This window comes from Janthinobacterium sp. CG3, assembly GCF_000344615.1.
Lineage (GTDB): Bacteria > Pseudomonadota > Gammaproteobacteria > Burkholderiales > Burkholderiaceae_D > Janthinobacterium.
In genome coordinates this window covers 2901563-2927126 of sequence record NZ_KB467824.1, presented here as the reverse complement: position 1 = coordinate 2927126, position 25564 = coordinate 2901563, and the positions used below count along the sequence as shown (strand labels likewise).

The following is a 25564-nucleotide window of genomic DNA, read 5'->3' as shown; positions in this document are numbered from 1 at the left end:
CCTTGCCGATCGCCGGCGGCGGCGTCCGCCACTTTCCTCGCCCCTTTGGACCACAGCGCGAGCGTCGGCGTTTTCGACCGCCCGCCGCGCGCGAAAGAGATAATCACATGACATTGACGGCATCCGGTAACGCCAGCAAGAAACACTTTCCGGTATTGGACTGGCTGCGGGCGTTGGCCGCCATCAGCGTGTTCGCCCACCATTTTTTCCAGCAGTTTTCGAGCGGTACCGAGGACACCTGGTTTGGCCGCTTGATGCTGCACCTGGGGCCGTGGGGCGTGGCGGTGTTCTTCGTGCTCAGCGGCTTCTGCATTCACTGGGCCAGAATTGGCGACGCGCGCAGCGCCGCCAGCTTCAACCTGGCCGAATACGGCGCCCGGCGCTTCTTCAGGATCTACCCGGCTTTTTTTGCCTGCACGATTATCTGTTTTATCGTCGGCCAGTTTTACACCTCCAACTTGATGCAGCAAGCGCGATGGGAGTCCGTCCTCGCCCACCTGACCTTGACCAGCAGCTTTTTTGTCGACCACCGGGTCGCGGTCAACAGTGTTTTATGGTCGGTCGTGGTGGAATGTCATTTTTACATCCTCTACGGGGTCTTGTGGCACCAATTCCGTCATGTCAACGGGGTTGCCAGGATGACGGCCGTGGCCGTCGCCGTGTGCGCCCTGACGTTCGCGGCCTCGGTGCTGTTGTTGCCGAAGGGGCCGGGCCGGGTCATGCTGCAATCGCTGTTCCTGGCCAGTTGGTGGTCCTGGTGCCTAGGCGCCATTGTTGCTCAAATGCTGCATAGCAGAAAACCGGCCCTGCGCCAGGGCGGACTCGGCCGAGTCGCCTGCGTCGCATTTTTTGCCCTGTCGCTGCTGATGGCCTTCCTGCCGCCGCCCTTTGATTTGTTCGCGCGGCGCTTTGCGCTGCCGCTGGTGGCGGCCGCCTTCTTGTATTTCTTACTTCAAGAAAAATGGGACTTCGGCCGCGCGACATGGGTAGTCCGGTTGGGACTGCTTTCCTACTCCTTGTACCTGTTCCATCCCCTGGCCATACTCGTCGGCGTGCAATTCCACCTGGGTCCGCTGGCGTCGGCTTTGCTGATTTTCCCGCTCGGCATCGTACTCGCCCATCTCAGCTACGAGTGGATTGAGTTGCCGTTTATCGGCCTGGGCCGTAAATTCCTCGGGCGCAAGTTGCCTGGCCGCGCCGCTGCCGCCGGCGTATAAGCAGGTGCCGCCGCGGCCGGCTCGCGAGCCGCCGCGGCCGGCGCCAAGCCGTACCCGCCTCCCGACGCCGGTCAAAAAACCCCGCCCCCCGTCAACAGCAAGCGCCAGCCTTACGTTGAGCCGTGGCCGCGGGCTTTCCCGCGGCCGTGCGCGCCGCCCATTGCATAAATATTGCGAATTAGTAAACTGTCTAATGAAAAAAGGAACAATGCTTTCCCTTTTGTTATGATATTATTTAGCCGGCTTGAGCTGTTCAATCCGTGCGGCTGGTGGTCGACCTTATCTTGGTGGAAAAAAATGAAGAAACCCGCAATTTTTTCCGCGCTGCTCTTTGCCGGAAGCGTTCTGTTCACCCCGCTCGGGCACGCGGCACTCGACATCAGTTCGCCAGCGAGAAGCATCGTGCTCGCTGCCAACGGCTCGGTGGACTTTGGCGACAAGTTCAAGAAAAACCAGAAAGACGCGGTGTTCGCGGACCGTTTCGATTTTACGACCACGGTCTTTAGCGACATCGACATGGTTGTCACCTCGGTCAGCACGAGCGCCTCGAACGGCATGAGCTTGACCGGCTTCGGCTTGTACAACGCCCAGGGCGCGCTAGTGCAGAACGGCCATCAGTTGCTAAGCGGAATCCAGGACAAGTGGACCCTGTCGAGCGATATGCTGGCCGCCGGCGCCTATTATTTCCAGGTCAGCGGCACCCTGTTGTCGGCCGGCGGCGCCGCCTTTGGCGCCAACGGTTACATCTCGGCAGTGCCCGAGCCGCAGACCTACGCGATGCTGCTGGCCGGCCTGGCCGGCCTGGGCTTGCGCGCGCGTCGCCGCGGGGACGTCGAGGGCGTCCCGGCGGCGGCGTCCCTTTCATAAGTAAGACTAAGGCGGCGCCAGCCGCCGATTCAATTTCGGTGAAAAACATGAAAAAAATAGTCCACTCCGTTTTACTGGCGGTTCTGTTCGCCGCCACCAGCCTGGCCCGGGCCGGCTTGGTCGACCTGAGCCAGGACCCGGTGTTCATTACCCAGGACTTGCTGAATTTCTCCAGCGCCAACCTGGGCCACACGGTGGCCTTGGACAAGGGCGCCAAGGCTGGCGCGAGCGGCAACTATTTCAGCGACAAGTATTACTTCACGACCGGCGAGGTCTATGACTTGTCGAGTCTGATCACCTCGCTGCGGCCCGGCGCCTCCCAGGGCTTGACCTTGACGGGTTTCGAGTTGCGCAACGCCAATGGCATCGTTTTCCACGGCACGCAAGACATCTCGGCGGGGCATCCGGCCGACGAGCAGGCTTGGAGCTTTTCCTCGGTGCATCCTTTGGAAGTTGGTTTTTACTTTATTGAAATTAACGGCTACGTGGCGTCGGCGAACGGCGGCAGCTATGGCGGCAACGTCGCGGTCGCCTCGGTGCCCGAGGCCGACACCTATGCGATGTTGCTGGCAGGCCTGGGCCTGCTGGGTTTCACGGCGCGCCGGCGGCGCGCCGCCTTGCGCGGCTAGGCTGCGCGGCGCAAAGGAACGGGGGCCGCGGCCCCCGTTTTTTTTCGTCCGCGCGCCGCTTGGGCGGCGGCGGGGCGGCCCAAGCCGCTATAATGGGAAAGCGGAATTGTTGTATTGCAGCAATAATACGCGTTTTTTCTCATCGCCCTTGTCCAACTTTGCACCCTTTAACCGATGGCTACCCTTGCGTAAACTCTTATCTTTCGCGGCCGCCGGCGCCTGTCTGCACGGCGCCGCGCTGGCCCAAGCGGGCCCGGCCGCCCCCGGCTTGCGGGCCGCGCAGATGGCGCTGGTCATCAACGACAGCGAACCGAACAGTGTTGAAATCGGCGCATACTACCGCCAGGCGCGCGACATCCCCGCCAAGAACGTGGTCCACGTGCGCATCCCGAACCGGCCGCGCAAGCTCGACGCCGAGCAGTTCCGCCAGCTCAAGGAGCAGATCGACGCCGCCCTCGGTCCCGAGATCCAGGCCGTGGTGATGGTCTGGACGGCGCCGTACGCGGTCGAGTGCAACTCGATCACCTCGGCGTACACGCTGGGATACGACGCCGAACAATGCCAAAAACCCTGCGGGCCGGGCCGCCCTAGCCCTTACTACAATACCCAGTCGACGCGGCCCATGCAGGATTTCGGCATGCGCCTGTCAATGCTGCTGCCGAGCGAATCGGTGGAGCAGGCCAAGGCCCTGATCGACCGCGGCGCCCTGAGCAGTTTCCGCCTGCCGAACGCCAGCGCGTATTACCTGGCCAGCAGTGAAACGCCGCGCAACAGCCGCGCGCAGTTTTTTCCTCCCTCGGGCGTGGTGCCGCAGCGCAAATTGACGATCAAGACCGCCAAGGGCGACAGCCTGGAGGGGGCGCGCGACATCATGATCTACCAGACCGGCATGGCGCGCGTGGACAAGCTCGATACCCTGCACTTCCTGCCCGGCGCGCTGGCCGACCATCTGACCTCGGTCGGCGGCGACTTGCTGGGCACCGGACAGATGAGCAGCCTGCGCTGGTTGGAGGCGGGCGCGACGGCAAGCTACGGTTCGGTGTCGGAACCGTGCAATTATTGGCAGAAATTTCCGCAGCCAACCGTGTTGCTGCGCCACTACCTGTCCGGCGCCAGCGCCATCGAGGCGTATTGGCGCAGCGTGGCCTGGCCGACGCAAGGGGTGTTCATCGGCGAGGCGCTCGCCGCGCCGTACCGGCGTTGACCCCGCGCCTGGCTTAGGTTCGCGTGCGCCGCCGCGCGCGTGCGGGCGGCGCCACCATGCCGGCGTCTATTGCCGGCTAAAACCCGGCCCCTTGCCATTCCAATTCCCCGCACTTTCCGTTGATCCTGGCATCGGCTGCGCGCAAGGCTGCCGCCGCCGCCGCGCCTTGGCGCGCGCCGCCACCCGGCTTGTCATCAAGCGGTCACGCGCCACCGTTAATATGCAAACAATAATGGCAAGATTATTAAGTTTGTAATATTCTTATGGGCGGCGCGGCGTCTGCGCGCGCCGCCGTGGCCTTCCCCTTTCAACGACCAGGACTTTTCATGAAAAATCGCTTTCTCACGATCCCGGCCCCGGCGGCCCGCCCGTCCGGCAGGCTGAGCGCCATGGCGGCGCTGGCGGCGGGCCTGTGCGGCCCCGCGCTGGCCGCCTCCGACGTCGTGATCAGCCAGGTCTACGGCGGCGGCGGCAACGCCGGCGCGCTCTACCGCAACGATTTCATCGAAGTGTTCAACCGCGGCGCCGGCGTCGTCGACGTCGCCAACTGGAGCGTGCAGTACGCCTCCGCGGCCGGCGCCAACTGGGCCGTCACGGCGTTGCCGGGCATGCTGTTGCAACCCGGCCAGTATCTGCTGGTGCAGCAGGCCAAGGGCGGCGGCGGCAGCGTCGACTTGCCGGCGGCCGACGCCAGCGGCGCCACCGCCCTCTCCGGCAGCGCCGGTAAAGTCTTGTTGAGCAATTCCAGAAGCGCGCTTAGCGGCACCAACCCGTCCGGCCCGGCGGTGCTCGACCTGGTCGGCTTCGGCACGGCGGGCGGTTTCGAGACGGCGGCCGCGCCGGCGCCGTCGAACACCACGGCGATCCTGCGCGGCGCCGGTGGTTGCGCCGACAGCGACAACAACGGCGCCGATTTCAGCGCCGCCGCGCCGCAGCCGCGCAACAGCGCATCGCCGCGCAAGGTCTGCGGCGCGCCGCCGGCGCCGCAAGTGCTAGCCAGCTGTCCGGCCAGCCTGGCGCTGGCCAGCGGCAGCGGCGGCGGCGCCGCCCTGTCGGCGCGCGACGCCGACGGCGTGGTCCGCTCCGCCGCGTTCAGCTCGGCGCCGGCGGCCGGCGTCACGCTGGCCGATTTCGCCGCCGCCGCCGGCGCCGGCCAGAGCGCCAGCGTCAGGCTGGCGGTGGCCGCCGGCGTGGCCGACGGCAACTACGCGCTGGAGGTGAAGTTCGACAGCGACCAGGGCCGCAGCGGCAGTTGCCGTATCGCCCTGAGCGTGCAGGGCGCCGCCGGCGTAACCCACACGATTCCGCAAATCCAGGGCGCCGGCCCGGCCAGCCCATACGCCAACAGCGTGCAAACCAGCGAAGGCGTGGTCACGCTGCTGGTCGGCACCGGCTTCTTCATGCAGGACGCCGACGGCGACGGCGACCCTGCCACCTCCGACGGCATCTTCGTCTACACCGGCGCGGCCGCCGCCGGCGTCGCCGTCGGCGAGCGCGTGCGCGTCACCGGCACCGTGGTCGAGTACACGCCCAGCGGCGCGGCCCGCTCCTACACCGAGTTCAAGGACGTCACGGCGCTGCTCGGACGCGGCGCCGGCCCCGCCGTCGCGCCGCTCAACCTGGATTTGCCGAACGCCCGCCTGGACCAGGTCGAGGGCATGCTGGTGCGCTTCACCCGGCCGCTGACGGTGGCGCAAACCGGCTTCCTGGGCACGCGCGGCGAGCTGACGCTGGCCGCCGGCCGGCTGGAGGTGCCGACCAACCGCCATCCGCCCGGTTCCGCCGAGGCGCTGGCGCTGGCGGCGGCCAACGCCGTCAATATGCTCGTGCTCGACGACGGCCTGTTCGTCACGCCGACGCTGATCCCCTACATCGGCCAGGACGGCACCGTGCGCGCCGGCGACAGCGTGCTCGGCCTGACCGGCGTGGTCGACTTCGGCGCCATCGGCGGCGGCGGCGCGGCCTTCAAGCTGCAGCCGACGGCGGCGCCGCAGTTTTCGCGCGACAATCCGCGCACGGCGGCGCCGCAGTTCGCGCCCGGCAACGTCAAGGTGGCCAGCGCCAACGTGCTCAATTTCTTCACCACCTTCACCAACGGCGCCAACGTCTCCGGCCAGACCGGCCAGGGATGCACGCTGGGCGCGACGACGTCAAGCGCCAACTGCCGCGGCGCCGACAACCTGGCCGAGTTCCGGCGCCAGCGCGACAAGATCGTCGCGGCGCTAAAGGCCATCGACGCCGACGTCGTTGGCCTGATGGAAATCCAGAACAACGGCGAACTCGCCGTGTCCTACCTGGTCGAGCAGCTCAACGCCGCCATCGGCGCGCCGGCCTACGCCTACGTGCCGAAGCCGGCCGCCACCGGCAGCGACGCGATCCGCGTGGCGATGATCTACAAGCCGGGCAAGCTGGAGCTGGTCGGCGCCGCGCTGGCCGACGCCGACGCCGTCAACAACCGGCCGCCGATGGCGCAGACCTTCCGCGCCGGCAACGGCGAGAAGTTTTCGCTGATCGTCAACCACCTGAAATCGAAGGGCGGCTGCCCGGGCGCCGGCGCCGACGCCGACCAGGGCGACGGCCAGGCCTGCTGGAACGCGCTGCGCGTGCGCCAGGCCCGCCGCCTGCTCGAGCACTTCGTGCCGCAGGTAGTCGCGGCAGCCGGCGACGCCGACGTACTGCTGATCGGCGACCTGAATTCGCACGGCTTCGAAGACCCGGTCAACGTGCTCACCGGCGGCGGCTTCGCCAACCAGCTGGAACGCTTCGTGCGCCCGCTCGGCATGCCGTATTCCTACGTGTTCGACGGCGAGAGCGGCTACCTGGACCACGCGCTGGCCAGCGCGGCGCTGCAGCGCCAGGTGGCCGGCGCCGGCGAGTGGCATATCAACGCCGACGAGCCCAGCGTCATCGACTACAACACCGACGGCAAGCCGCAAGACCTGTACAACGCGCTGCCGTACCGCGCCTCCGACCACGACCCGGTCGTCGTCAGCCTGGACCTGCGGCCGGCCGTGCTCGACGTCAGCGCCAGTGTCGCCAGCTTCAGTTCGGGCCTGGCTTACAACCGCGTCACGCACCAATACAGCGGCACCCTGAGCTTGAGCAATACCAGCGGCGCGGCCGTGTCCGGCCCTCTGCACGTCGCGCTGGCCGGCTTGCCGGCCGGCGTAACCCTGCTCAACGCCAGCGGCAACCACGCCGGCGCGCCCTACGTGACGCTAGCCGCGGCCGCGTTGGCGCCGGGCGCCACGGCCAGCGTGGCGCTGCGCTTTGCGAACCCGGCGAAAACCCCGATCAGCTACACCAGCGCTATCTTCAGCGGCAATTTTTAAGGAAAAAAAATGCATCCAACGACCTTCACGCGCGTGCTGCGCCAGCTGACCTTGGCGCTGCTGCTGGCCGGCGCCGGCGCGAGCGCCGCGGCCGCCGCGCCGGCGGCGTATTACCACGTTGACATCGATACCCGCGGCCTGAGCGGCGCCGGCTACCTCGACTTCACTTTTTTGGCCGGCAACAGCACGGCGCCCGCCAGCGCCACACTGAGCCGCTTCAGCGGCGCGCTCGGCGGCGTCGTCGCGCAAGAGGGCGACGTCCAAGGCAGCCTGGCGGGCGGCCTGGACTTCGGCAGCGCCAGCTTCCACAACGAACTGTTCCAATCGATCGCGCTGGGCGGAAAATTCAGCTTCGACGTCCGCTTCGGCGGGGCCTTCCTGCTTAGCGAGGGCAACGCCGCCACCACCTTCGGCGTGGGCTTGCTGGACGACAGCGCTTACCTCGGCAATCCGGACGGCGACATGGTGCGCTTTGAACTGCTGCCGCGGGTGGGCGCCAGCCCGGCCGGCGTCGGCGCCACCAGCTACGCCGCCCTGGCGACAATTTCGGCGGTGCCGGAGGCGGACACTTGGCTGATGCTGTCGGCCGGCCTGGGCCTGCTAGCCTGGAGCTGGCGCCGCCGCCGCGCCGCGGTCGCCTGACAGGGGCCGCCTGACAGGGGCCGCCTGACAGGGGCCGCGCACACCCGGCGCACGCGACGCGCCGGAGTATTGGCGTGGAAGTAGCGATATGTTAATATTCTGCTTGAATTGGAATGTATTTCCGTATAGGAAGTTTAGTGCGGTCCGGCAGCGTGGTGCGCTGGGCCGGGCGCTAGCTTAATATAGGTAGAAACGTTCACCCCCCCAAAAAACATCATTGCAACAATATAAGCACATTCCCCATGAAAAAAGCGTTAATTACCGGTATTACCGGACAAGATGGTTCCTATCTGGCCGAATTTTTGTTGGCGAAGGGCTATGAGGTGCACGGCATCAAGCGCCGCGCCTCGCTCTTCAATACCGAGCGCATCGACCACATCTACCAAGATCCGCATACCCCGAACCCGCACCTGTTCCTGCACTACGGCGACCTCAGCGACACCTCGAACCTGACCCGCATCCTGCAACAAGTCCAGCCCGACGAAGTCTACAACCTGGGCGCGATGAGCCACGTCGCCGTCTCGTTCGAGTCGCCCGAGTACACCGCCGACGTCGACGGCATCGGCACCCTGCGCCTGCTCGAGGCGATCCGTTTCCTCGGCCTGGAAAAGAAGACCCGTTTCTACCAGGCCTCGACATCGGAATTGTATGGCCTGGTGCAAGAGACGCCGCAGCGCGAAAGCACGCCGTTCTATCCGCGCAGCCCGTACGCCGTCGCCAAGATGTACGCCTACTGGATCACCGTCAACTATCGCGAAGCCTACGGCATGTATGCCTGCAACGGCATCCTGTTTAACCACGAGTCGCCGCGCCGCGGCGAAACCTTCGTCACCCGTAAAATCACGCGCGCGCTGGCCAACATTTCCCAGGGCCTGGAGCAAAACCTCTACCTCGGCAACATGGACGCGCTGCGCGACTGGGGCCACGCGCGCGACTACGTCGAAATGCAATGGCTGATGCTGCAACAAGACAAGCCGGAAGACTTCGTCATCGCCACCGGCGTGCAGTTTTCGGTGCGCCAGTTCGTCGAAGTCGCGGCGCAGGAACTGGGCATTGAAATCGAGTGGCAAGGGCAGGGCGTGGAAGAGCGCGGCGTGATTTCCGCCATCACCGGCGACAAGGCCGGCGGCGCCAAGGTCGGCCAGATGATCGTCGCCGTCGACCCCAAGTATTTCCGCCCGACCGAAGTCGAGACGCTGCTGGGCGACCCGACCAATGCCCGCGTCAAGCTGGGCTGGGTGCCGCAAACGACGTTCGCCGAAATGGTGCGCGAAATGGTGGCGCACGACCTGGACAAGGCGCGCCGCCACGCCTTGCTGAAATCGCACGGTTACGACGTCGCCATCTCTTTGGAGAATTAAGTGTCCGAATCGACCCAACCCCGCATTTACGTCGCCGGTCACCGCGGCCTGGTCGGCTCGGCCATCGTGCGCGCGCTGGCCGCGCGCGGCCAGACCAACCTGGTCACGCGCACCCACGCGCAACTTGAGTTGACCGACCAGGCCGCCGTGCGCACCTTTTTCGACGAGGAAAAGATCGACCAGGTCTACCTGGCCTCGGCCCGCGTCGGCGGCATCCACGCCAACAACACCTATCCGGCCGATTTCATCTATGACAACATGATGATCCAGGCCAACGTGGTGCGCGAAGCCTGGGGCCACGGCGTGCGCCAATTGCTGTTCCTCGGCTCGTCGTGCATCTATCCGCGCATGGCCACCCAGCCGATCAAGGAAGAGTATTTGATGACCGGGCCGCTGGAGCCGACCAATGAACCGTATGCGATCGCCAAGATCGCCGGGATCAAGTTGTGCGAGAGTTACAACCGGCAGTACGGCACCGACTACCGCAGCGTCATGCCGACCAATCTGTACGGCCCCGGCGACAACTACCACCCGGAAAACAGCCATGTGATCCCGGCCTTGATCCGCCGCTTCCACGAAGCCAAGATCACCAACGCCGAACAGGTCGTCATCTGGGGTAGCGGCACGCCGATGCGCGAGTTCCTGTACGTCGACGACATGGCCGCCGCCTGCCTGCACGTGATGAACCTGGACGGCGCCACCTACCGCGGCAACACCGGTCCGATGAACTCGCACATCAACGTCGGCACCGGCCGCGACACCACCATCGCCGAGTTGGCCGGTCTGATCGGCAAGGTGGTCGGCTTCGCCGGGCGCATCGTGTTTGACGCCGACAAGCCGGACGGCGCGCCGCGAAAATTGCTCGACGTCTCGAAGCTGACGGCGCTGGGTTGGAACGCCGGCGTCGAGCTGGAAGCGGGCCTGCGGCAAACCTACCAGGCCTACCTGGCCGACGGCAAGCACTAAGCGCCGCCGGCTTGATGCCACACCCCGTCGCGGCGCCCGTCGCGACGGGCGCTTGACGGCGCCGGGAGGTGGGGCCATGATGGCCCGGTCCCCCAATTTCCCGGCGCGCGCCGCCGCCATTGCCATGCACCGTTTCTCCATTCTATTCCTGCTCGGCTGCGCCGCCTGCGGCGCCACCACGTCCGCCCCGCCCGCGGTGCCGGCGGCGCACGCCCAAGACACCCTGCGGCAGATCCGCGCCATGGTCGGCGCCGCGCCCTGCGGCGCGTCGACCCAGTGCCATACCCTGGCGCTGGGGGCGAAAGCCTGCGGCGGCCCGGAGGCCTACCTGGCCTGGTCGAGCGCGGCCACGCGCGAGGGCGCGCTGCTGGCGCTGGCGGCGCGCTACCGGGCCCAGCGCGAGGCCGAGAACGTCGCTTCCCCGTTGTTGTCCGATTGCCGCCTGGTCGAGGACCCGGGAGCGCTGTGCCGCGTAGCCGTCGGCGCGGCACAGCGCGCCTGCGCGCTGCGCGGGCCGGCCGAGCGCTTTGCCGACTGAACGACTGAGCGACTGAGGCGGCCGGCGCGGCCGGCCGGCATGGAAAAAAAGCCGCGGGCTTTTCAGCGCGCAGCCTTTTTTTTTCAAGCCGGTCCGGGCGGACCGGCCTGCCATGCCAGCCTTACAGGCCGCGGTCGCCTTTCGGTGCGCGCTCCGGCGTCAGCGCCAGCGGCAGCGGATTGTTGGTTTCCACCGACAGCAGCGTGGTCGCCGCCGTCGCGCCGCTCGGGTCGACGAACTGCACCGCGCCCAGGTAGCGCTCGCCGCTCGGCAGGCCCGACCAGCTGAGCGTCGCGGTGGCGCTGCCGGCCGCGTAGACCTTGCTCGGTACCGCTACGCGCAGGTTGCCGCCGACGTCGGCCCTGCCCACCACCGCGGTGGACAGGGTGAAGTCGGTCGAGGCGCCGTTGGCGGCCGCGTAGCCGATGACGCAAGCCTTGTAGGCGCCGGCGGCCGGCGTGACCAGCGTCACCGATTCGTTGGAACCGTCGTGCAGGCTGGAGCCGGCGATGGCGCCGCTGCCGTTCAGGACGATCAGGTCGAGGTCGTGGCCGCCGCCGCCGTTGGTGTCGCGGTCGAAGGTTTCCACCCGCAGCGCCATGCTGTTGGCCGGCACGTTCAACGACGTCAAGCGCGCGCCGATACCGCCGGCGCGGCACAGCGCCGCCGCGTCTTCCAGGCTGTTGACGGTGCCGTCGACGGCCTGCGGCACGCTTTGCGCGCTGCGGCTGACCGCTTTCAGGCCGCCGCTCGCCGTGCCCAGCCGACCGGTGAAGCCGGTCGACAGCGACAGCAGGCGGGTGGCGCCGGTTTTTTCGGACTCCACCAGCACCGGTGCGATCACCGAGCGGCCGGAGCGTGCGATGACCGGGCTGCGCACGTTGTGCACGCCGTCGCTCCACACCAGGGCGCCGTACTGCCAGACGTTGTCGGCGGCGTTGGTGCGCGTCAGCGTCACGTCGAACGACTTGGTTTCGCCCGGCGCCAGGGTCAGGCTGGGCGGATTCACCGCGATATTGTAGCCGGTGATCGAGGCCGCCGCCGTGTAGGTGGCGGCGGTGGCGCCGACGTTGGTGACGCGGCGGCTGACCGTTTGCGCGCCCAGCACGTTGCCGACGCTGATGGACGGCAGGTTCAGGTTGTAGCCGGGCATGCTGCCGGTGGCGCATTCGCCGGCCATGCCGGCGCCGCACATGTATTTCTTGTAGTCGAGCAGGCTGGCGTCGTACACCAGGCCGGGGTCGGTGGCCTTGTTCGGCGTGATCTGGCCGGCGCCCTGGGCGAACGGCAGCACGCCGCGCAGGTCGCCGGCCTGGTTGTCGGCCAGAGTGGCGCTGCCGGTGGTCATCAGGGCCGACTTGATCGCCGCCGGGCTCCAGGTTGGATGGGCCTGGCGCAACAGGGCCGCCAGGCCGGCCACGTGCGGGCTGGCCATCGAGGTGCCCTGGTACAGGCCCCAGAACGGTGGCGGCACCAGGGCGCCGCTGATGACGGCGGCCTGCTGTTCCTTCGACAGGGCCGGCGTCAGGCCGGCCAGGATGTCGACGCCGGGCGCGGCGACGTCCGGTTTGAGCGTGTTCGGATCGTAGCGGTTCGGGCCGCGCGAGGAGAAGTTGGCCACCACCGGCGCCGGCAGCGGGCCGGGCACGACGACGAATTTGGAAATCGCGCCGAGCGCGCCGGCGCTCTGGGCGTAGCTGCGGATCAGCGCGCCGTCGGCGGCGCTCACGTGCACGCTCGGGACGACGTGGACGTCGGCCGCCAGGCCGGCGCCGTTGTCGACCAAGACCATGCCGACGCCGCCGGCGTCCTGCACCGCCTGGCTCTTGTCGGTGCGGCCGTTGCTGCCGCGGGTGCAGGTGACGATCTTGCCGGCCACCTTGGCCGGGTCGAGCAGCGCCACCTGGCCGTTGGCCGCGGCGCTGTAGCACAGCGCCAGCCTGCCGGCGTCGGCGCCGGCCAGGCCGGCGTCTTCGGCGCGGATCATCGGGCTGTTCGGCAGCGCCTTGCCGGTCATCGAGCCGCCGGTGTAGCGCTGGCCGTTGGCAAGCAGGATGCTCGCTTCGCCGTAGCGGTTGTGGGTCGACGCGGCCACCGTGGTCAGCCACGGGCTGACGTGGGCCACGCTGTTGGCCGGGCCGGCGTTGCCGGCCGAGACGGCGACGAACACGCCGGCGTTGGAGGCGTGCAGGAAGGCTTGTTCGACCGGGTCGTTGATGGCGCTGCCGCCGCTGATCGAATAGTTGATCACGTGGACGCCGTCCTTGACGGCTTTTTCAATCGCCGCCACGTTGTCGCCGCTCCAGCAGGTGTTCTTCGCGCCGGTCGCCTCGCTCGGGTCGTTGAACGACCAGCAGGTTTTGTAGGTCGCCAGGCGGGCGCGCGGCGCCATGCCGGAGGTGGCGCCGAGCGGGTTGCCGTTGATCGTCGCCTGGACCCCGGCGTTGCCGCCGGCGGTGCTCGAGACGTGGGTGCCGTGGCCGCCCTGGCCGTTGACGCTGCCGATCGAGTCGCGCGGCGAGACGAATTCCGACCAGTGCGGGACGCGCGCGGTGTCGGTCAGGCGGCTGGCGTTGAAATATTGCGCGCCGATCAGTTTGTTGTTGCAATGGCTGCTCGTGAACCCCTCGCCGGTCTGGCAGTCGCCCTTCCAGCGTTCCGGCGCCGGGCCGTAGGCCAGCGTGCCGCTCGGGTCGAACGTCGGCGCGCCGTTGGCGTCGACGCGGTCGGCGTAGGACGGGTTTTCCGGCCAGACGCCGCCGTCGACGATGCCGATGATGATGTCTTCGCCGGCGCCGGCCAGGCCGCCCAGCTGGCTCCACAGCCCGCCCGGCAGGTCGAGGCCGAGGAAGCGCGGGGTGTAGCTGGTCTGCAGGCGGTTCGGCACGTCGGCGGCGATGCTGGCGACGGCGCCGCTGGCTTTCAACTGGCGCACTTCGGCGTCGGTCAGCAGCGCGGCGAAGCCGTTCATGACCACCGTGTACTGGTGGTGTACCGGGGCGTTGGCGATGATCGCCTGGACGTCGCTCTGCTTGGCGCTCAGATACTCGGAGTAGCGCTGGACGTCGTCGCTGGCCAGGTCGAGGCGGGCGCCGTTGGCGGGCTGGGTCGCGTTCAGGCCGGTGACGCCGCCGGCGTAGGAGGCCACCGGCTGGTCGGCCAGTTGCACGATGTAGGGACGACGGATGTCGTCGGCGGCGGCGGCGAAGCTCAGGCTCGACAGCAGCGCCAGCACGGCGAGGGAGACGGGACGCAATACGGGACGTAATTTCATCTTGAATAATTCCTGGAATAGGGTGGGGCGCCGCGCTTCAACGCAACGCGGTTCAACGCGGTTCGGATCGGACCGGACCGGCTCAGGCGCGGCGGCGGCGCGCGAACGCGGCCAGCGCGCCCAGGCCGAGCATCAGCATCAGCGCGCTGGACGGTTCCGGCACCGAGGCGATCACGTTGTCCAGCGCGAATTGGCCCTTGTTGCTGTTGAACGCAGAGCACGCGCCGGTGGCGCCGCAGTTGAAGCCGAAGAAGGCGACTTCGGCGAATTCCTTGCCGGCGAACGCGGCGCTGGCGGTGAAGTGCTGGAAGCCGAAGCCGTGGGCGCCGCCCGGGAACAGGTAGTCCTCGTAGAACGAGCCGCCGCCGGCGTAGAAGCCCTGCACGCGCAGGAAGCCGGCCAGCGCCGGGTAGGTGGCGCCGGCAACCGAGCCGATGAAGCTGGCGTCGAAGCCGCTCACGCGCAGTCTCTGGCCGGCGTGGGCGCTGCTCATGAACAGGACACTGTCGTTCAGGCCGGCGTAGTAGTTGCCGCTGCCGTTGGTCGGGCAAGCCAGGTTGACGCACACGCCGGGGTCGGCGCCCTCCACCACGACACCGGCGGCGTCGCCGTCCCAGGCGTCGGGGTCGTTCGAATAGCCGGTCAGCACGAAGTTGCCGTATGTCAGTTGCTGGTTGTGGCCGAGCTGGACGTTGGCGTAGCCTTCGAAGTCGAGCACGTCGGCGTGCGCCGCCGGCAGTGCCGCCGTCAGCAGCGTGGCGGCGAGCGCGGCGCCGACGGCGGAGCGGCGGAATGGCGTGTCAAACAGAGCGGTGCGTGTCATGAATCTTCCCTTGCTAGCGATGGTTGTGCAAATATGCTTTTGCGTTTTTTTACCTGAACTTGCGATGACACCCGGACAACAGTCGGGGTCCGACGACTATAGCAAAATGCATAAATGGCATGAAATATTTTCAAACGTTCTATATTTGCTAGTTACATAACAAAAGCAAATAAAGTTTGCTCACTGCTATTAAAATTTAACCAATAGTTACCGACTCGGATGTTGAAAATATGTCACGGCTTTGCGAAAACGTAAGGTTCGCGCCACGCCCGGCCGCGCCGGAAAATAAAACATTGTCGTTCCGGTAATCGGCATGGTAGCCTTGCACCCCAAAACCGCTTTTTTGTCGAACCGCCCCGGCCGTTCGGCGGCGGCTGTTTACGTGGTGAGTTGAGGAGTCGAACGGATGCATGCAGCACGGAAGCAAGGCAGGGGCGGGCGGCGCGGCGCGGGTGGCTTCACGCTGTTGGAGTTGCTCGTTGTGATCGTCATTATCGGCTTGCTGGCGGCCTATGTCGGGCCGAAGTACTTCGCCCAACTGGGCAAGTCGGAAGTGACCGTGGCCAAGGCGCAGATCGAGTCGTTCGAGAAGTCGCTCGACACCTACCGGCTCGACGTCGGCCGCTACCCGAACACCGACGAGGGCCTGGCCGCGCTGCTGGCCGCGCCGGCCAGCGCCGGCGCCAAATGGAACGGGCCGTACCTGAAAAAGGCCGTGCCGCAAGACCCGTGGGGCCACCCGTACGCCTACCGTTCGCCGGGCGCCAAGGGCGAGTATGACATCGTCTCGACCGGCAAGGACGGCCAGCCCGGCGGCAGCGGCGAAGCCGCCGACATCAGCTCGCAGTAAGGGCGGCCGTGCGTTTTGAGGTACGCGCGCTGGCGCCGGGCCAGGCCGTGGCGAAGCTGGTGCTGGACGCCACCGACGAGGCCGACGCCCGCCGCCAGGTCGAGGCGCGCGGCCTGTTCGTCGGCGCCATCCGGCCGCTGGCCGGCGCGGCGTTCGGCGCCGGCGCGCGCAAGTCCGGCCGGGCGCTGCCGCTGGTGCTGTTCAGCCAGGAATTGCTGGCGCTGCTGACGGCCGGCCTGGGCATCGTCGAGGCGCTTGAGGCGCTGCTGGAAAAAGAGGCCAACCCGGCCACCCGCGGCGTGCTCGAGCGCATGCTCGGCGGCCTGCGCGAGGGCAAGCGCCTGTCGGCCGTGCTGGCCGAGCAACCCGAACTGTTCCCGCCGCTGTACACCGGCATCGTCAAGGCGGCCGAGGGCACCAGCGACCTGCCGCGCGCGCTGGGCCGCTTCATCGACTACCAGCAGCGCATCGACCTGGTGCGCGCCAAGATCGTCAGCGCCGCCATCTATCCGTGCATCCTGCTGGCCGTCGGCGGCGGCGTCAGCGGTTTCCTGATCACCTACGTGGTGCCGCGCTTCGCCGAGGTCTACCAGGGCGCCGGGCGCAACCTGCCGTGGATGTCGCAAATGATGCTCGGTTGGGGCCAGTTCGCCGGCGCCCACACCGGCTTGCTGCTGGCCGGCCTGGGCGGGCTGGCCGCGGCGCTGGGCTGGGGCTGGCGCCGCGTCGCCGGCAACGGCGGCGTCGCGCGCCTGCTGGCGAAGCTGCCCGGCATCGGCGAGCGCGTGCGCGTCTACGAGCTGTCGCGCCTGTACCTGACGCTGGGCATGCTCTCCGAGGGCGGCGTCACCATCGTCCAAGCCATCTCGACGGTGCGCGGCATGGTCTCGCCGGCGCTGCAACGCGCGCTGGTGGCGGCGCGCGCCGGCGTCGAGGCCGGCCTGCCGCTGTCCACTGCGTTCGAGCAGAACGGCCTGACCACGCCGATTTCGCTGCGCATGCTGCGCGTCGGCGAGCGCACCGGCGACATGGGGCCGATGCTGACCCAGTCGGCGGCCTTTTACGACGGCGAGATCAGCCGCTGGATCGACCGCTTCACGCGCACCTTCGAGCCGCTGCTGATGGCCGCTATCGGGCTGGTGGTGGGCGCCATCGTGGTGCTGTTGTACATGCCTATTTTCGACCTGGCCGGAGACATTTCATGAGCGCCAACGCCACCATTCCAACCGCCGCGGCCGCCATCCACGGCGCGCTGGAGCCGGCGCTGCTGCTGCGCGCGCGCGCCCTCGGCGAGCTGTCGAAACGCTCGCTGGTCGAGGAACTCGAAGCGCTGAGCGGGCTGGAGCCGCGCCTGGTGGTGCGCGCGCTGGCGCTGCCGTTCGGCCTGGCCGTGCTGGAGACGGTCGACATGCTGGCGTTCGCGCCGGCCTTCGACCTGCTGCCGCTGGCGCAGGCGCTGGCGCGCCGCAGCGTGCTGCTGCGCGCCGGCGACGGCCAGGTGCTCGGCGTGGTGGCCGACCCGTTCGACCTCGACCTGCAAACCTGGCTGGGGGCGCGGGCGCGCTGCTCGGCCCACGCGCCGCTGCAGATCCGCCTGGCGCTGCAGTCCGACATCCAGGCCTACCTGTCCAAGCAGGAGGAGTCGGCGCGCGCCGTCGACACGCTGGCGCCCGGCGCCGCCGACGGCCGGCGCGACGGCAAGACCGCCGCCGTGCTGTCGTTCGCCTCGGTCTCCGAGGCCGGCAGCCCGGCCGTCAAGCTGGTCAACTCGACGCTGTACGACGCCCTCAAGGCCGGCGCCTCCGACATCCACCTGGAGAGCACGGCCGGCGGCCTGGCCGTCAAATACCGCGTCGACGGCGTGCTCGACCACGCCACCGCGGTCAACGGCGCCGAGCTGGCCGAGCGCGTGATCTCGCGCCTGAAGGTGCTGGCCGAACTCGACATCGCCGAGCGCCGCGTGCCGCAGGACGGCAGCTTCCGGGTCGAGGCGGGCGGGCGCGAAATCGACTTGCGCGTCTCGATCATGCCCAGTATCCACGGCGAAGACGCGGTCATCCGCATCCTCGACAAGCGCGCCATGATCGAGGCCTACGGCGCGCTGACGCTGGAGGCGCTCGGCTTCGACGCGCCCTCGCTGGTGTCGCTGCGCACGCTGGCGCAGGAAGCCTACGGCATGCTGCTGGTGACCGGGCCGACCGGCTCGGGCAAGACCACCACGCTGTACGCGGCGCTGACGGAAATCCACAACGGCCGCGAAAAGATCATTACCATCGAAGACCCGGTCGAATACCAGCTGCCCGGCATCCTGCAAATCCCGGTCAACGAAAAAAAGGGCCTGACCTTCGCCAAGGGCCTGCGCTCGATCCTGCGGCACGACCCCGACAAAATCATGGTCGGCGAAATCCGCGACCGCGAGACCGCCGAGATCGCGGTGCAGTCGGCGTTGACGGGCCACCTGGTGCTGACGACGGTGCACGCCAACAACGTCTTCGACGTCTTCGGCCGCTTCACCCACATGGGCATCGACCCCTACGCCTTCGTCTCGGCGCTCAACGGCATCTGGGCGCAGCGCCTAATCCGCACCAACTGCCCGCACTGCGCGGCGCCGTACACGCCGGGCGAACAGGAACTGGCCGGGGTCGGCCTGAGCCGGGCCGACGTCTACGACTTCCAGTTCATGCAGGGCAAGGGCTGCGGCGACTGCCGCGGCACCGGCTACAAGGGGCGCCGCTCGATCGCCGAGATCCTCACGCTGAACGACGAAATCCGCGAGATGATCGTCGACAAGCGGCCGATCCGCCAGATCAAGGCGGCGGCCTACGACAACGGCACCCGCAGCCTGCGCCTGGCGGCGCTGGAACTGGTCAAGCGCGGCGCCACCACATTAACGGAGATCAAACGGGTGACATTGCATGCGTAGGGGCCTGGGACAAGCGTTGCGCATCGGCGTCTCGCGCGAGGCGGTCAGCCTGCTGCGCAGCAGCCGCTGGCACGGGCCGGCGCTGGCCGTGCTGGCCGAGTGCGCGTGCGCGCCGGCCGCCGACGGCGCCGACGCGGTCGGCGCCATCGGCGCGGCGCTGGAACAACTGCTGGCCGGCGGCGGCTACGCCGGCTGGCCGGCCAGCGTGGTGCTCGACGACGAGTTGACCCGCCTGTGGCAGGTGGCGCCGCCGCCGGGCGCGAGCCGCCCGGCCGACCTCGACGCCGCCGCCGCGATGCGCTTCCAGGCCTTGTACGGCGAGCCGCTGGACGGCTGGCGCGTCGGCGCCGACTGGCAGGCGCGCGCGCCGTTTTACGCCGCCGCGCCGGGGCCGCTGCTGGCCCGGCTCGACAGCGTGGCCGGCGCGCACGGCCTGGCCATCGTCGCCGTGGTGCCGCATTTCATCGCCGCCTGGAACCGCTGGCAGGGCGCGCTGGCGCCGGGCGCCTGGTTCGCCCTGCTGCACCGGCAACTGCTGAGCATAGGCGCCGTCGACGGCGCCCGCCTGCGCGCGGTGCGCACGCTGCCGGTGCCGCACGGCGCCGAGCATTACTGGCTGGGGCAGACGCTGGCGCGCGAAGCCTTGCTGCTGAACTTGGCCGCGCCGACGCTGCTGCAAGTGTGCGGCGCGGCGCCGCCGGCGTGGGGCCGGCCGCCGGCCCAGCCCCTCGCCGGCGGCGCCCTGGCCGTGGCGCTGCTGGAGCCGGCCGCGCCGGGCGGCGCCGCCGCCTGTTCGGCGGCCGTCGCGCTGGCCGGCTGCGGGGTGCGCGGATGACGCGCCTGCGGATCGATTTCGCCGCGCCCAGCCTGCGCCGCACGCTGTTCCACCTGCATCCGGCGCTGTGGGCCGGCGCCGCGCTCGGGCTGGCGCTGTGCGTCGGCGCGACGCTGGCCGGCCTCGAGGCGCGCGAGGCCGGGCGCGCGCGCCTCGCCGACGCCGAGGCGCTGGCGCGGCGCAGCGCGCGCCTGGGCCGGCCGGCGCCGCCGGCGCCGACGCTGATCGCGCCGGCGCGCGCGGCCGCCGTCAACGCCGCCGTGCTGCAATTGAACCTGCCGTGGCGCGAGCTGCAGGACGCGGTCGCGGCGGCCACGCCGGCGACGGTGGCGCTGCTGACGCTGGAACCGGACGCCGCCAAGCGCGTGCTCAAGTTGGGCGCCGAAGCCAAGACCAGCGAACAGATGATCGCCTATATCGAAGAACTCAAGCGCCAGGAGTTGTTTACCGGGGTCGCGCTGACCCGCCATGAAATCAATGAACAAGACCCGAACAAACCGATCCGCTTCCAGCTCGAAGCGCACTGGGCGGCCCGATGACGGCGCCTGACTTCGCCGCCGCTTTGCTGGGCGCGCGCCTGCGCCTGCGCCGCCTCGGAGCGCTCGCCGGCGGCGTCGCCGCGCTGTGCCTGCTGGGCGTGGCGGCCTCGGGCTGGGCCTGGCAGCAGCGCGCCGCGCTGGCCCGGCTCGACGCCGCCGCCGTCGCGCGCGCCACCGCCGTCCGGGCCGCGCCGCCGGCGCTGGCGTTAGCGCCCGTTCCGGCCAGCGCCAAGCAGAACCTGGCGCTGTTCTACGACAACCTGGGCCAGCGCCGCTACGCCGAGCAACAGGTCGGCACGCTGTTCGCGCTGGCCGCCAAGGCTGGCCTGACGCTGAGCCACGGCGAATACAAGTTCGCTTACGAGCGCGCCAGCGGCGTCCACACCTACCAGGTGCTGCTGCCGGTGAAGGGGCCGTACCGGGCGATCTGGCAATTCTGCCTGCAGCTGCTGCTGACGGTGCCGTTCGCCTCGCTCGACGAGATCAACTTCAAGCGCGAGCTGATCGCCGACCCGGCGCCGGAGGCGCGCCTGCGCCTGACGTTCTACCTGAAGGATACGGACGCGGCGGTGGCGCCGTGACGCCGCGCCAACTGGCGCTGGCGGCGGCGCTGGTCGGCGCCGCCGCGTTGCTGGCGTTCGGCGACAACCGCCCGGACGCCGGCGTGGCCGAGGCGGTGGTGCGCGGCGCCGCGCCGGCGGCGGCGCCAGCCGCGCGCCGTCGCGCCGCCGCAGCAGCCGCCGCCGCAGCAGCAGCCGCCGGCGAACCGCTGGTCCTGGCGCTGCGCCCGCGCGCCGAACTGGTCGGCAATTCCGGCGAGCCCGGCGAATTCGGCGGCGCCGCCGCGCCCTTCCTGAGCCAGGACTGGACGCCGCCGCCGCCCAAACCGGTGGTGCTGGCGGCGCCGCCGCCGCCGCCGAGCGCGCCGCCGCTACCGTTCACCGTCATCGGCAAGGCCGTCGGCGAGGGCAGCTGGGAAGTGTTCCTGGCGCGCGCCGACAAAACCTATGTCGTGCGCATCAAAACCGTGGTCGACGGCCAGTACCGGGTCGACAACATCGCGCCGCCGTTCATGACGCTCACTTATTTGCCGTTGAACCAGGTTCAACAGCTCAACATTGGAGTACCCGACTGATGTCAAGTCACCCCACGATGTCCCCGGCCGGCCGCGCCGCCGCGCCGGCCCGCCCGGCCCGGCTGGCGCTGGCGGCGCTGTTGCTGGCGCTGGGCGGCTGCGCGGCGCAGCTGGCCTACCGCGACGGCAACGAGCTGGTCGCCAAGGACCAGGTCGACGCCGGCCTGCTGAAATTCCAGGACGCCATGGCGCGCGAGCCGGGCAACGCCCGCTACAAGGCGGCCTACCTGGGCGCGCGCGAGCGCGCCGTCGCGCAGCAGCTCGAGCTGGCCGAACGGGCCGGCCCGGCCCGGCCCGAACAGGCCGCCGCGGCGCTGCGGCGGGTGCTGGCGTTGGAGCCGCAGAACGAACGCGGCCGCGCCGGTTTACGCACCCTCGAGGCGGCGGCGCGGCACGAACAGATGCTGGCCGAGGCCGCCGGCGCCGTCGAGAACAAACTCTACGAGCCGGCCCGCGGCAAACTCGGCGCCATCCTCGGCGAGCGTCCCGACCACGCGGGCGCGCGCGCGCTGCTGCGCGAGATCGGCGACAAGACGGCGCAGCCGCTGGCCGAGACCGGCCTGGCGCGCGCCTTCAAGCAGCCGATCTCGATCGAGTTCCGCGACGCCCCGCTAAAGCAGGTGTTCGAGGTGATCGCGCGCCGCTCCGGCCTGAACTTCATCTTCGACAAGGACGTCAAGACCGACGCCAAGGCCTCGATCTTCCTGAAGAACAGCACGGTCGAGTCGGCCGTCTACTTCCTGCTGATGACCAACCAGCTCGAGCAGCAGGTGATGGACGCCAACACCATCCTGATCTACCCGAACGTCGCGCTCAAGCTCAAGGAATACCAGGAAATGGTGGTCAAGACCTTCTTCCTGGCCAACGCCGACGCCAAGCAGATCGCCAACACCCTGAAAACCATCCTGAAGACGCGCGACGTGGTGGTCGACGAAAAGCTCAACCTGGTGATCGTGCGCGACAGCCCCGAGGCGATCCGCCTGGCCGAGCGCCTGGTCAACCTGCAAGACATCCCCGAGCCGGAGGTCATGCTCGAGGTCGAGATCCTGGAAATCAAGCGCAGCCGCCTGATGGAGTTGGGCGTGGCCTGGCCGACCGGCATCAGCCTGTCGCCGCTGAGCACCTCCGGCGGCCAGACGCTGACGCTGAACGACTTGAACAACCTGAACCAGCGCAGCATCGGCATTTCCGACCTGACCGCCCGGCTCAACGCCAACAAGACCGACGGCGACACCAACATCCTGGCCAACCCGCGCATCCGCGTGCGCAACAAGGAAAAGGCCAAGGTGCTGATCGGCGACAAGGTGCCGGTGATCACCACCACCATCTCGCCCGGCACCGGCGGCTTCGCCTCCGAGTCGGTCAGCTACGTCGACGTCGGCCTGACGCTGAACGCCGAGCCGACCATCTACCTCAACAACGAGGTGGCGATCCGCATCTCGCTCGAGGTCAGCAACCTGGTCAGCCAGATGACCACCAAGACCGGCACCGTGGCCTACCAGATCGGCACGCGCCAGGCCTCCACCATGTTGCAGCTGAAGGACGGCGAGAACCAGGTGCTGGCGGGGCTGATCAACAACGAAGACCGCAGTTCCGGCAGCAAGGTGCCCGGCTTCGGCGACATTCCGCTGCTCGGGCGCCTGTTCGGCAGCACCAAGGACGACCGCCAGAAAACCGAAATCGTGCTGTCGATTACGCCGCGGCTGGTGCGCAACATCCAGCGTCCCGAGGCGCAGGCGTCGGAGTTTTCCGCCGGCACCGAGGGCAGCTTCCGGCGCCGCCCCGACCTGAGCGTGAAGGCGCCGACCCAATTGCCGGGCATGGTGATGGTGCGCCCGCCGGGCCAGCCGGGGCAGTTGCAGGCCGCGCCGCCGCAGGCGCCGGCGGCGCCGGTGACGCCGATGATGGCGCCGCCGCCGCCGGCCCAGGCCGAGCCGGCCGACGGCGCGCCGGAGGCGGCCGCGACGACGGCGATACCGTTGTCGGCCAGCCAGCCGCGGCCGCTGCAGTCGGCGCCGCCGCCGATGTCGTCCGGCCAGCCGGTGCCGGTGCAAGCGCCGTCGACGCCGCGATGACGCGCGCGCGCGCGCGCGGCCCGGGCGCCGGCTTCACGCTGATCGAATTGCTGGTGACGCTGGCGATCCTCGGCGTGCTCGGCACCCTGGTGGTGCCGGCCGCGCAGGTGACGCTGCAACGCCGCAACGAGCAGGAGCTGCGCCGCTCGCTGCGCGAGATCCGCCAGGGCATCGACGCCTACAAGCGCGCCTACGACGAGGGCCGCGTCGCCAAAACGCTGGCCGGCAGCGGTTATCCGAAGTCCCTGGAGCTGCTGGTCGAGGGCGTGGCCGACCAGCGCAACCCGAAGCGCAGCAAGGTGTTCTTCCTGCGCCGCGTGCCGCGCGACCCGTTCAACGCCGACCCGGCGCTGAGCGACGCGCAAACCTGGGGCAAGCGCAGTTACGCTAGCGAGGCCGACGCGCCGCGCGAGGGCGAGGACGTGTACGACGTCTATTCGAGTTCCGGCAAAACCGGCCTGAACGATGTACCCTACCGTCAGTGGTGAGGGCATGGCCGAACCAGGAGACGCCGCAATGAGAACCACCGAGCGCGCCGGCACCGGCTTCACGCTGATCGAACTGTTGGTGGTGCTGGCCATCGTCGCGCTGCTGCTGACGCTGGCGGTACCGCGCTACTTTCCCAGCATCGACGCGGCCAAGGAAACCATCCTGGCCGACAACCTGCGCAATCTGCGCGCCACCATCGACCAGTACTACGGCGACACCGGGCGCTACCCGGACTCGCTGGAGCAACTGGTGGAGAAAAAATACCTGCGCGCGCTGCCGGTCGACCCGATCACCGACAGCACCGCGACCTGGATACTGGTCGCGCCACAGGACGACGCCAAGGGCAACGTGCACGACATCCACAGCGGCGCGCCGGGCAACGACCGCGCCGGCAAACCCTACGCCGACTGGTAGGGCGATGCCGTCCGTGCCGCGCCGCCAACAAGGCTTCACCTACCTGGGGCTGGTGATCCTGATCGCCATCATCGGCCTGGTGGGGGCGGCCGGCTTGAAAATGGGCGCGCTGCTGCAGCGCAGCGCCGCCGAGCAGGAATTGCTCGACATCGGCGCCGCCTTCGGCGACGCCCTGCACAGTTACGCGCTGGCGACGCCGGCCGGCCAGCCGACGCAGCCGGCCGCGCTGAAGGACTTGCTGAAGGACCCGCGCTATCCGGGTATCCGGCGCCATTTGCGCAAGCTCTACGTCGACCCGATCACCGCCAGGGCCGAGTGGGGCCTGCTGTACCAGCCCGGCGGCAGCGGCGTCATCGGCGTCTACAGCCTGTCGAACGCCAAGCCGGTCAAGGTCGGCAATTTCGATGCGCGCTTCGCCCAGTTCGCCGGCAAGAGCCGTTTGTCCGACTGGAAATTCACGGCGGCCGACGCGGCGCCGCTGGTCGTGCCGGCCGCGCCATTACCGTCGCTTGTTCCGCAAATACAACAGCCGGGCACGCCGGCGTCGCCGGCGGGCTTGGCCCCGACGCCGCGACAGGCCGCCAGGGTGGACCAGCTGCCGCCGGAGCCGGCCGAGCCAGTCGAACAGCCGGAACCCCTAGAGGAGCAGCCACAAGAGCCGCAGGAGCCGCCACCAGGCGCGCGCGAAGAGCGTTGAAGCGGTCTGTTTCGCTGTTTCATTGCCGTTAAGAATTTAAAAACACTGATTCTTTTTTGACATTAAAAAAGTTGTCAAAAAGAAATCCAAACTAAACTTAAGATAATACTTTTCCTTTTTGTAATGTCGTATTATTATGTGTTTTTTAGTCCAACTCCGGTGCTTGGCACCTTACTTCCGCGGATCATTTATGAAAATGAATACTAAGTCTATTTTGGCAGCAATGTTGGTCGCAGGCGCTGGTTTCATGGCTCAAAGCGCCCACGCGGCCGTGCCGACCTTTACAACCCAGTTGAACCTGATTGATTCGTCTTCGCCTTTTGGCAACGACATCTGGGGCAAAAACACCCATTTTGTCGACCATTTCGTGTTCAACGTCAACGCCGCTGGTGACCTGGACGCTGGTTTCTACGCCAACCAAGGTAGAGTCGATGGCGCCAAGATCACCGCCTTCAATCTGCTGAACGCGCTGGGCAACATCGTCGTGTCCGGCACCGGCGCCGGCGGCGGCTGGAACATCAGCTCGTTGGCAATCGGCTCCGGCGACTACACGCTGGAAGTCATCGGCGACGTCACCGGTAACCTGCACGGTAGCTACGCCGGCACGCTGAACGTCAGCGCCGTACCTGAGCCGGAAACCTACGGCATGCTGCTGGCGGGCTTGGGCCTGGTCGGTTTCGCCGCACGTCGCAAAGCCAAAAAAGCGGCTTAAGCGCTGCTTGGCTTGAAAAAAAACCCGCCTCGGCGGGTTTTT

At 68.3% G+C, this 25564-nt stretch carries 23 protein-coding genes; 21 read left to right on the top strand and 2 right to left on the bottom strand.

Going from position 1 to position 25564, the window contains the following annotated elements; genetic code table 11:
* Positions 1-107 precede the first annotated feature (107 nt).
* The 9 genes from JANGC3_RS0112770 (at position 108) to JANGC3_RS29225 (ending at position 10756) form a co-directional block, all read left to right on the top strand.
* Positions 108-1217, top strand: coding sequence for an acyltransferase family protein (locus JANGC3_RS0112770; RefSeq protein WP_017876881.1), 1110 nt, complete (start codon positions 108-110; stop codon positions 1215-1217).
* A gap of 297 nt (positions 1218-1514) precedes the next feature.
* A complete protein-coding gene (locus JANGC3_RS0112765; RefSeq protein ID WP_017876880.1) occupies positions 1515-2084 on the top strand; it encodes an FxDxF family PEP-CTERM protein in 570 nt (189 codons plus the stop codon).
* Positions 2085-2131: 47 nt separating this feature from the next.
* Positions 2132-2713, top strand: a complete 582-nt coding sequence (locus tag JANGC3_RS29230) for an FxDxF family PEP-CTERM protein (protein ID WP_157406591.1) — start codon at positions 2132-2134, stop codon at positions 2711-2713.
* A gap of 184 nt (positions 2714-2897) precedes the next feature.
* Positions 2898-3917, top strand: coding sequence for a TIGR03790 family protein (locus tag JANGC3_RS0112755; RefSeq protein ID WP_017876878.1), 1020 nt, complete (start codon positions 2898-2900; stop codon positions 3915-3917).
* Between the two features lie 326 nt (positions 3918-4243).
* Complete coding sequence (locus JANGC3_RS0112750; RefSeq protein ID WP_017876877.1) at positions 4244-7249, top strand: ExeM/NucH family extracellular endonuclease; 3006 nt, start codon at positions 4244-4246, stop codon at positions 7247-7249.
* Between the two features lie 9 nt (positions 7250-7258).
* Positions 7259-7891, top strand: a complete 633-nt coding sequence (locus JANGC3_RS0112745; RefSeq protein ID WP_017876876.1) for an NF038129 family PEP-CTERM protein — start codon at positions 7259-7261, stop codon at positions 7889-7891.
* A gap of 242 nt (positions 7892-8133) precedes the next feature.
* Complete coding sequence (gmd, locus tag JANGC3_RS0112740) at positions 8134-9252, top strand: GDP-mannose 4,6-dehydratase (RefSeq protein WP_017876875.1); 1119 nt, start codon at positions 8134-8136, stop codon at positions 9250-9252.
* Positions 9253-10218, top strand: a complete 966-nt coding sequence (gene fcl / locus JANGC3_RS0112735) for a GDP-L-fucose synthase (protein ID WP_017876874.1) — start codon at positions 9253-9255, stop codon at positions 10216-10218. It abuts the gene before it with no gap.
* A 76-nt stretch (positions 10219-10294) separates the two neighbouring features.
* On the top strand, positions 10295-10756 hold the full coding sequence (locus JANGC3_RS29225; RefSeq protein WP_017876873.1) for a hypothetical protein: 462 nt from the start codon (positions 10295-10297) through the stop codon (positions 10754-10756).
* 121 nt (positions 10757-10877) lie between these two features.
* On the opposite strand, the gene JANGC3_RS34105 is transcribed toward JANGC3_RS29225, so the two are convergent.
* Both JANGC3_RS34105 and JANGC3_RS33265 read right to left on the bottom strand, forming a co-directional pair.
* Complete coding sequence (locus JANGC3_RS34105) at positions 10878-14030, bottom strand: S8 family serine peptidase (protein ID WP_035787662.1); 3153 nt, start codon at positions 14028-14030, stop codon at positions 10878-10880.
* Between the two features lie 82 nt (positions 14031-14112).
* Positions 14113-14853 carry an NF038120 family PEP-CTERM protein gene (locus JANGC3_RS33265; RefSeq protein ID WP_017876871.1) on the bottom strand — a complete coding sequence of 247 codons (741 nt, stop codon included), beginning with the start codon at positions 14851-14853 and terminating at the stop codon, positions 14113-14115.
* A gap of 406 nt (positions 14854-15259) precedes the next feature.
* Between JANGC3_RS33265 and gspG the strand changes: the two genes are divergently transcribed.
* The 12 genes from gspG (at position 15260) to JANGC3_RS30820 (ending at position 25522) form a co-directional block, all read left to right on the top strand.
* A complete protein-coding gene (gene gspG / locus JANGC3_RS0112715) occupies positions 15260-15703 on the top strand; it encodes a type II secretion system major pseudopilin GspG (RefSeq protein ID WP_026132914.1) in 444 nt (147 codons plus the stop codon).
* A gap of 8 nt (positions 15704-15711) precedes the next feature.
* Complete coding sequence (locus tag JANGC3_RS0112710) at positions 15712-16908, top strand: type II secretion system F family protein (protein WP_017876869.1); 1197 nt, start codon at positions 15712-15714, stop codon at positions 16906-16908.
* Positions 16905-18626: a GspE/PulE family protein gene (locus tag JANGC3_RS0112705; RefSeq protein ID WP_017876868.1), complete on the top strand. Its 1722-nt coding sequence runs from the start codon at positions 16905-16907 to the stop codon at positions 18624-18626. Before JANGC3_RS0112710 ends, JANGC3_RS0112705 begins: the two co-directional genes overlap by 4 nt.
* Positions 18619-19461, top strand: a complete 843-nt coding sequence (locus JANGC3_RS29215) for a hypothetical protein (RefSeq protein ID WP_157406589.1) — start codon at positions 18619-18621, stop codon at positions 19459-19461. The genes JANGC3_RS0112705 and JANGC3_RS29215 overlap by 8 nt, the downstream gene beginning before the upstream one ends.
* Positions 19458-20000: a PilN domain-containing protein gene (locus tag JANGC3_RS0112695; protein WP_017876866.1), complete on the top strand. Its 543-nt coding sequence runs from the start codon at positions 19458-19460 to the stop codon at positions 19998-20000. Before JANGC3_RS29215 ends, JANGC3_RS0112695 begins: the two co-directional genes overlap by 4 nt.
* Positions 19997-20581, top strand: coding sequence for a hypothetical protein (locus tag JANGC3_RS0112690; protein WP_017876865.1), 585 nt, complete (start codon positions 19997-19999; stop codon positions 20579-20581). The genes JANGC3_RS0112695 and JANGC3_RS0112690 overlap by 4 nt, the downstream gene beginning before the upstream one ends.
* Complete coding sequence (locus JANGC3_RS0112685) at positions 20578-21135, top strand: hypothetical protein (protein ID WP_017876864.1); 558 nt, start codon at positions 20578-20580, stop codon at positions 21133-21135. Before JANGC3_RS0112690 ends, JANGC3_RS0112685 begins: the two co-directional genes overlap by 4 nt.
* Positions 21135-23210: a secretin N-terminal domain-containing protein gene (locus JANGC3_RS29210; RefSeq protein WP_081611846.1), complete on the top strand. Its 2076-nt coding sequence runs from the start codon at positions 21135-21137 to the stop codon at positions 23208-23210. Before JANGC3_RS0112685 ends, JANGC3_RS29210 begins: the two co-directional genes overlap by 1 nt.
* Positions 23207-23698 carry a type II secretion system protein gene (locus JANGC3_RS0112675; RefSeq protein ID WP_017876863.1) on the top strand — a complete coding sequence of 164 codons (492 nt, stop codon included), beginning with the start codon at positions 23207-23209 and terminating at the stop codon, positions 23696-23698. The genes JANGC3_RS29210 and JANGC3_RS0112675 overlap by 4 nt, the downstream gene beginning before the upstream one ends.
* Before the next feature lie 28 nt (positions 23699-23726).
* On the top strand, positions 23727-24113 hold the full coding sequence (locus tag JANGC3_RS0112670) for a type II secretion system protein (protein ID WP_017876862.1): 387 nt from the start codon (positions 23727-23729) through the stop codon (positions 24111-24113).
* A gap of 4 nt (positions 24114-24117) precedes the next feature.
* Positions 24118-24810 (top strand): type II secretion system protein, encoded by a 693-nt coding sequence (locus tag JANGC3_RS0112665; protein WP_017876861.1) that lies wholly within the window; start codon positions 24118-24120, stop codon positions 24808-24810.
* 136 nt (positions 24811-24946) lie between these two features.
* On the top strand, positions 24947-25522 hold the full coding sequence (locus JANGC3_RS30820) for an FxDxF family PEP-CTERM protein (RefSeq protein WP_081611845.1): 576 nt from the start codon (positions 24947-24949) through the stop codon (positions 25520-25522).
* Positions 25523-25564 lie beyond the last annotated feature (42 nt).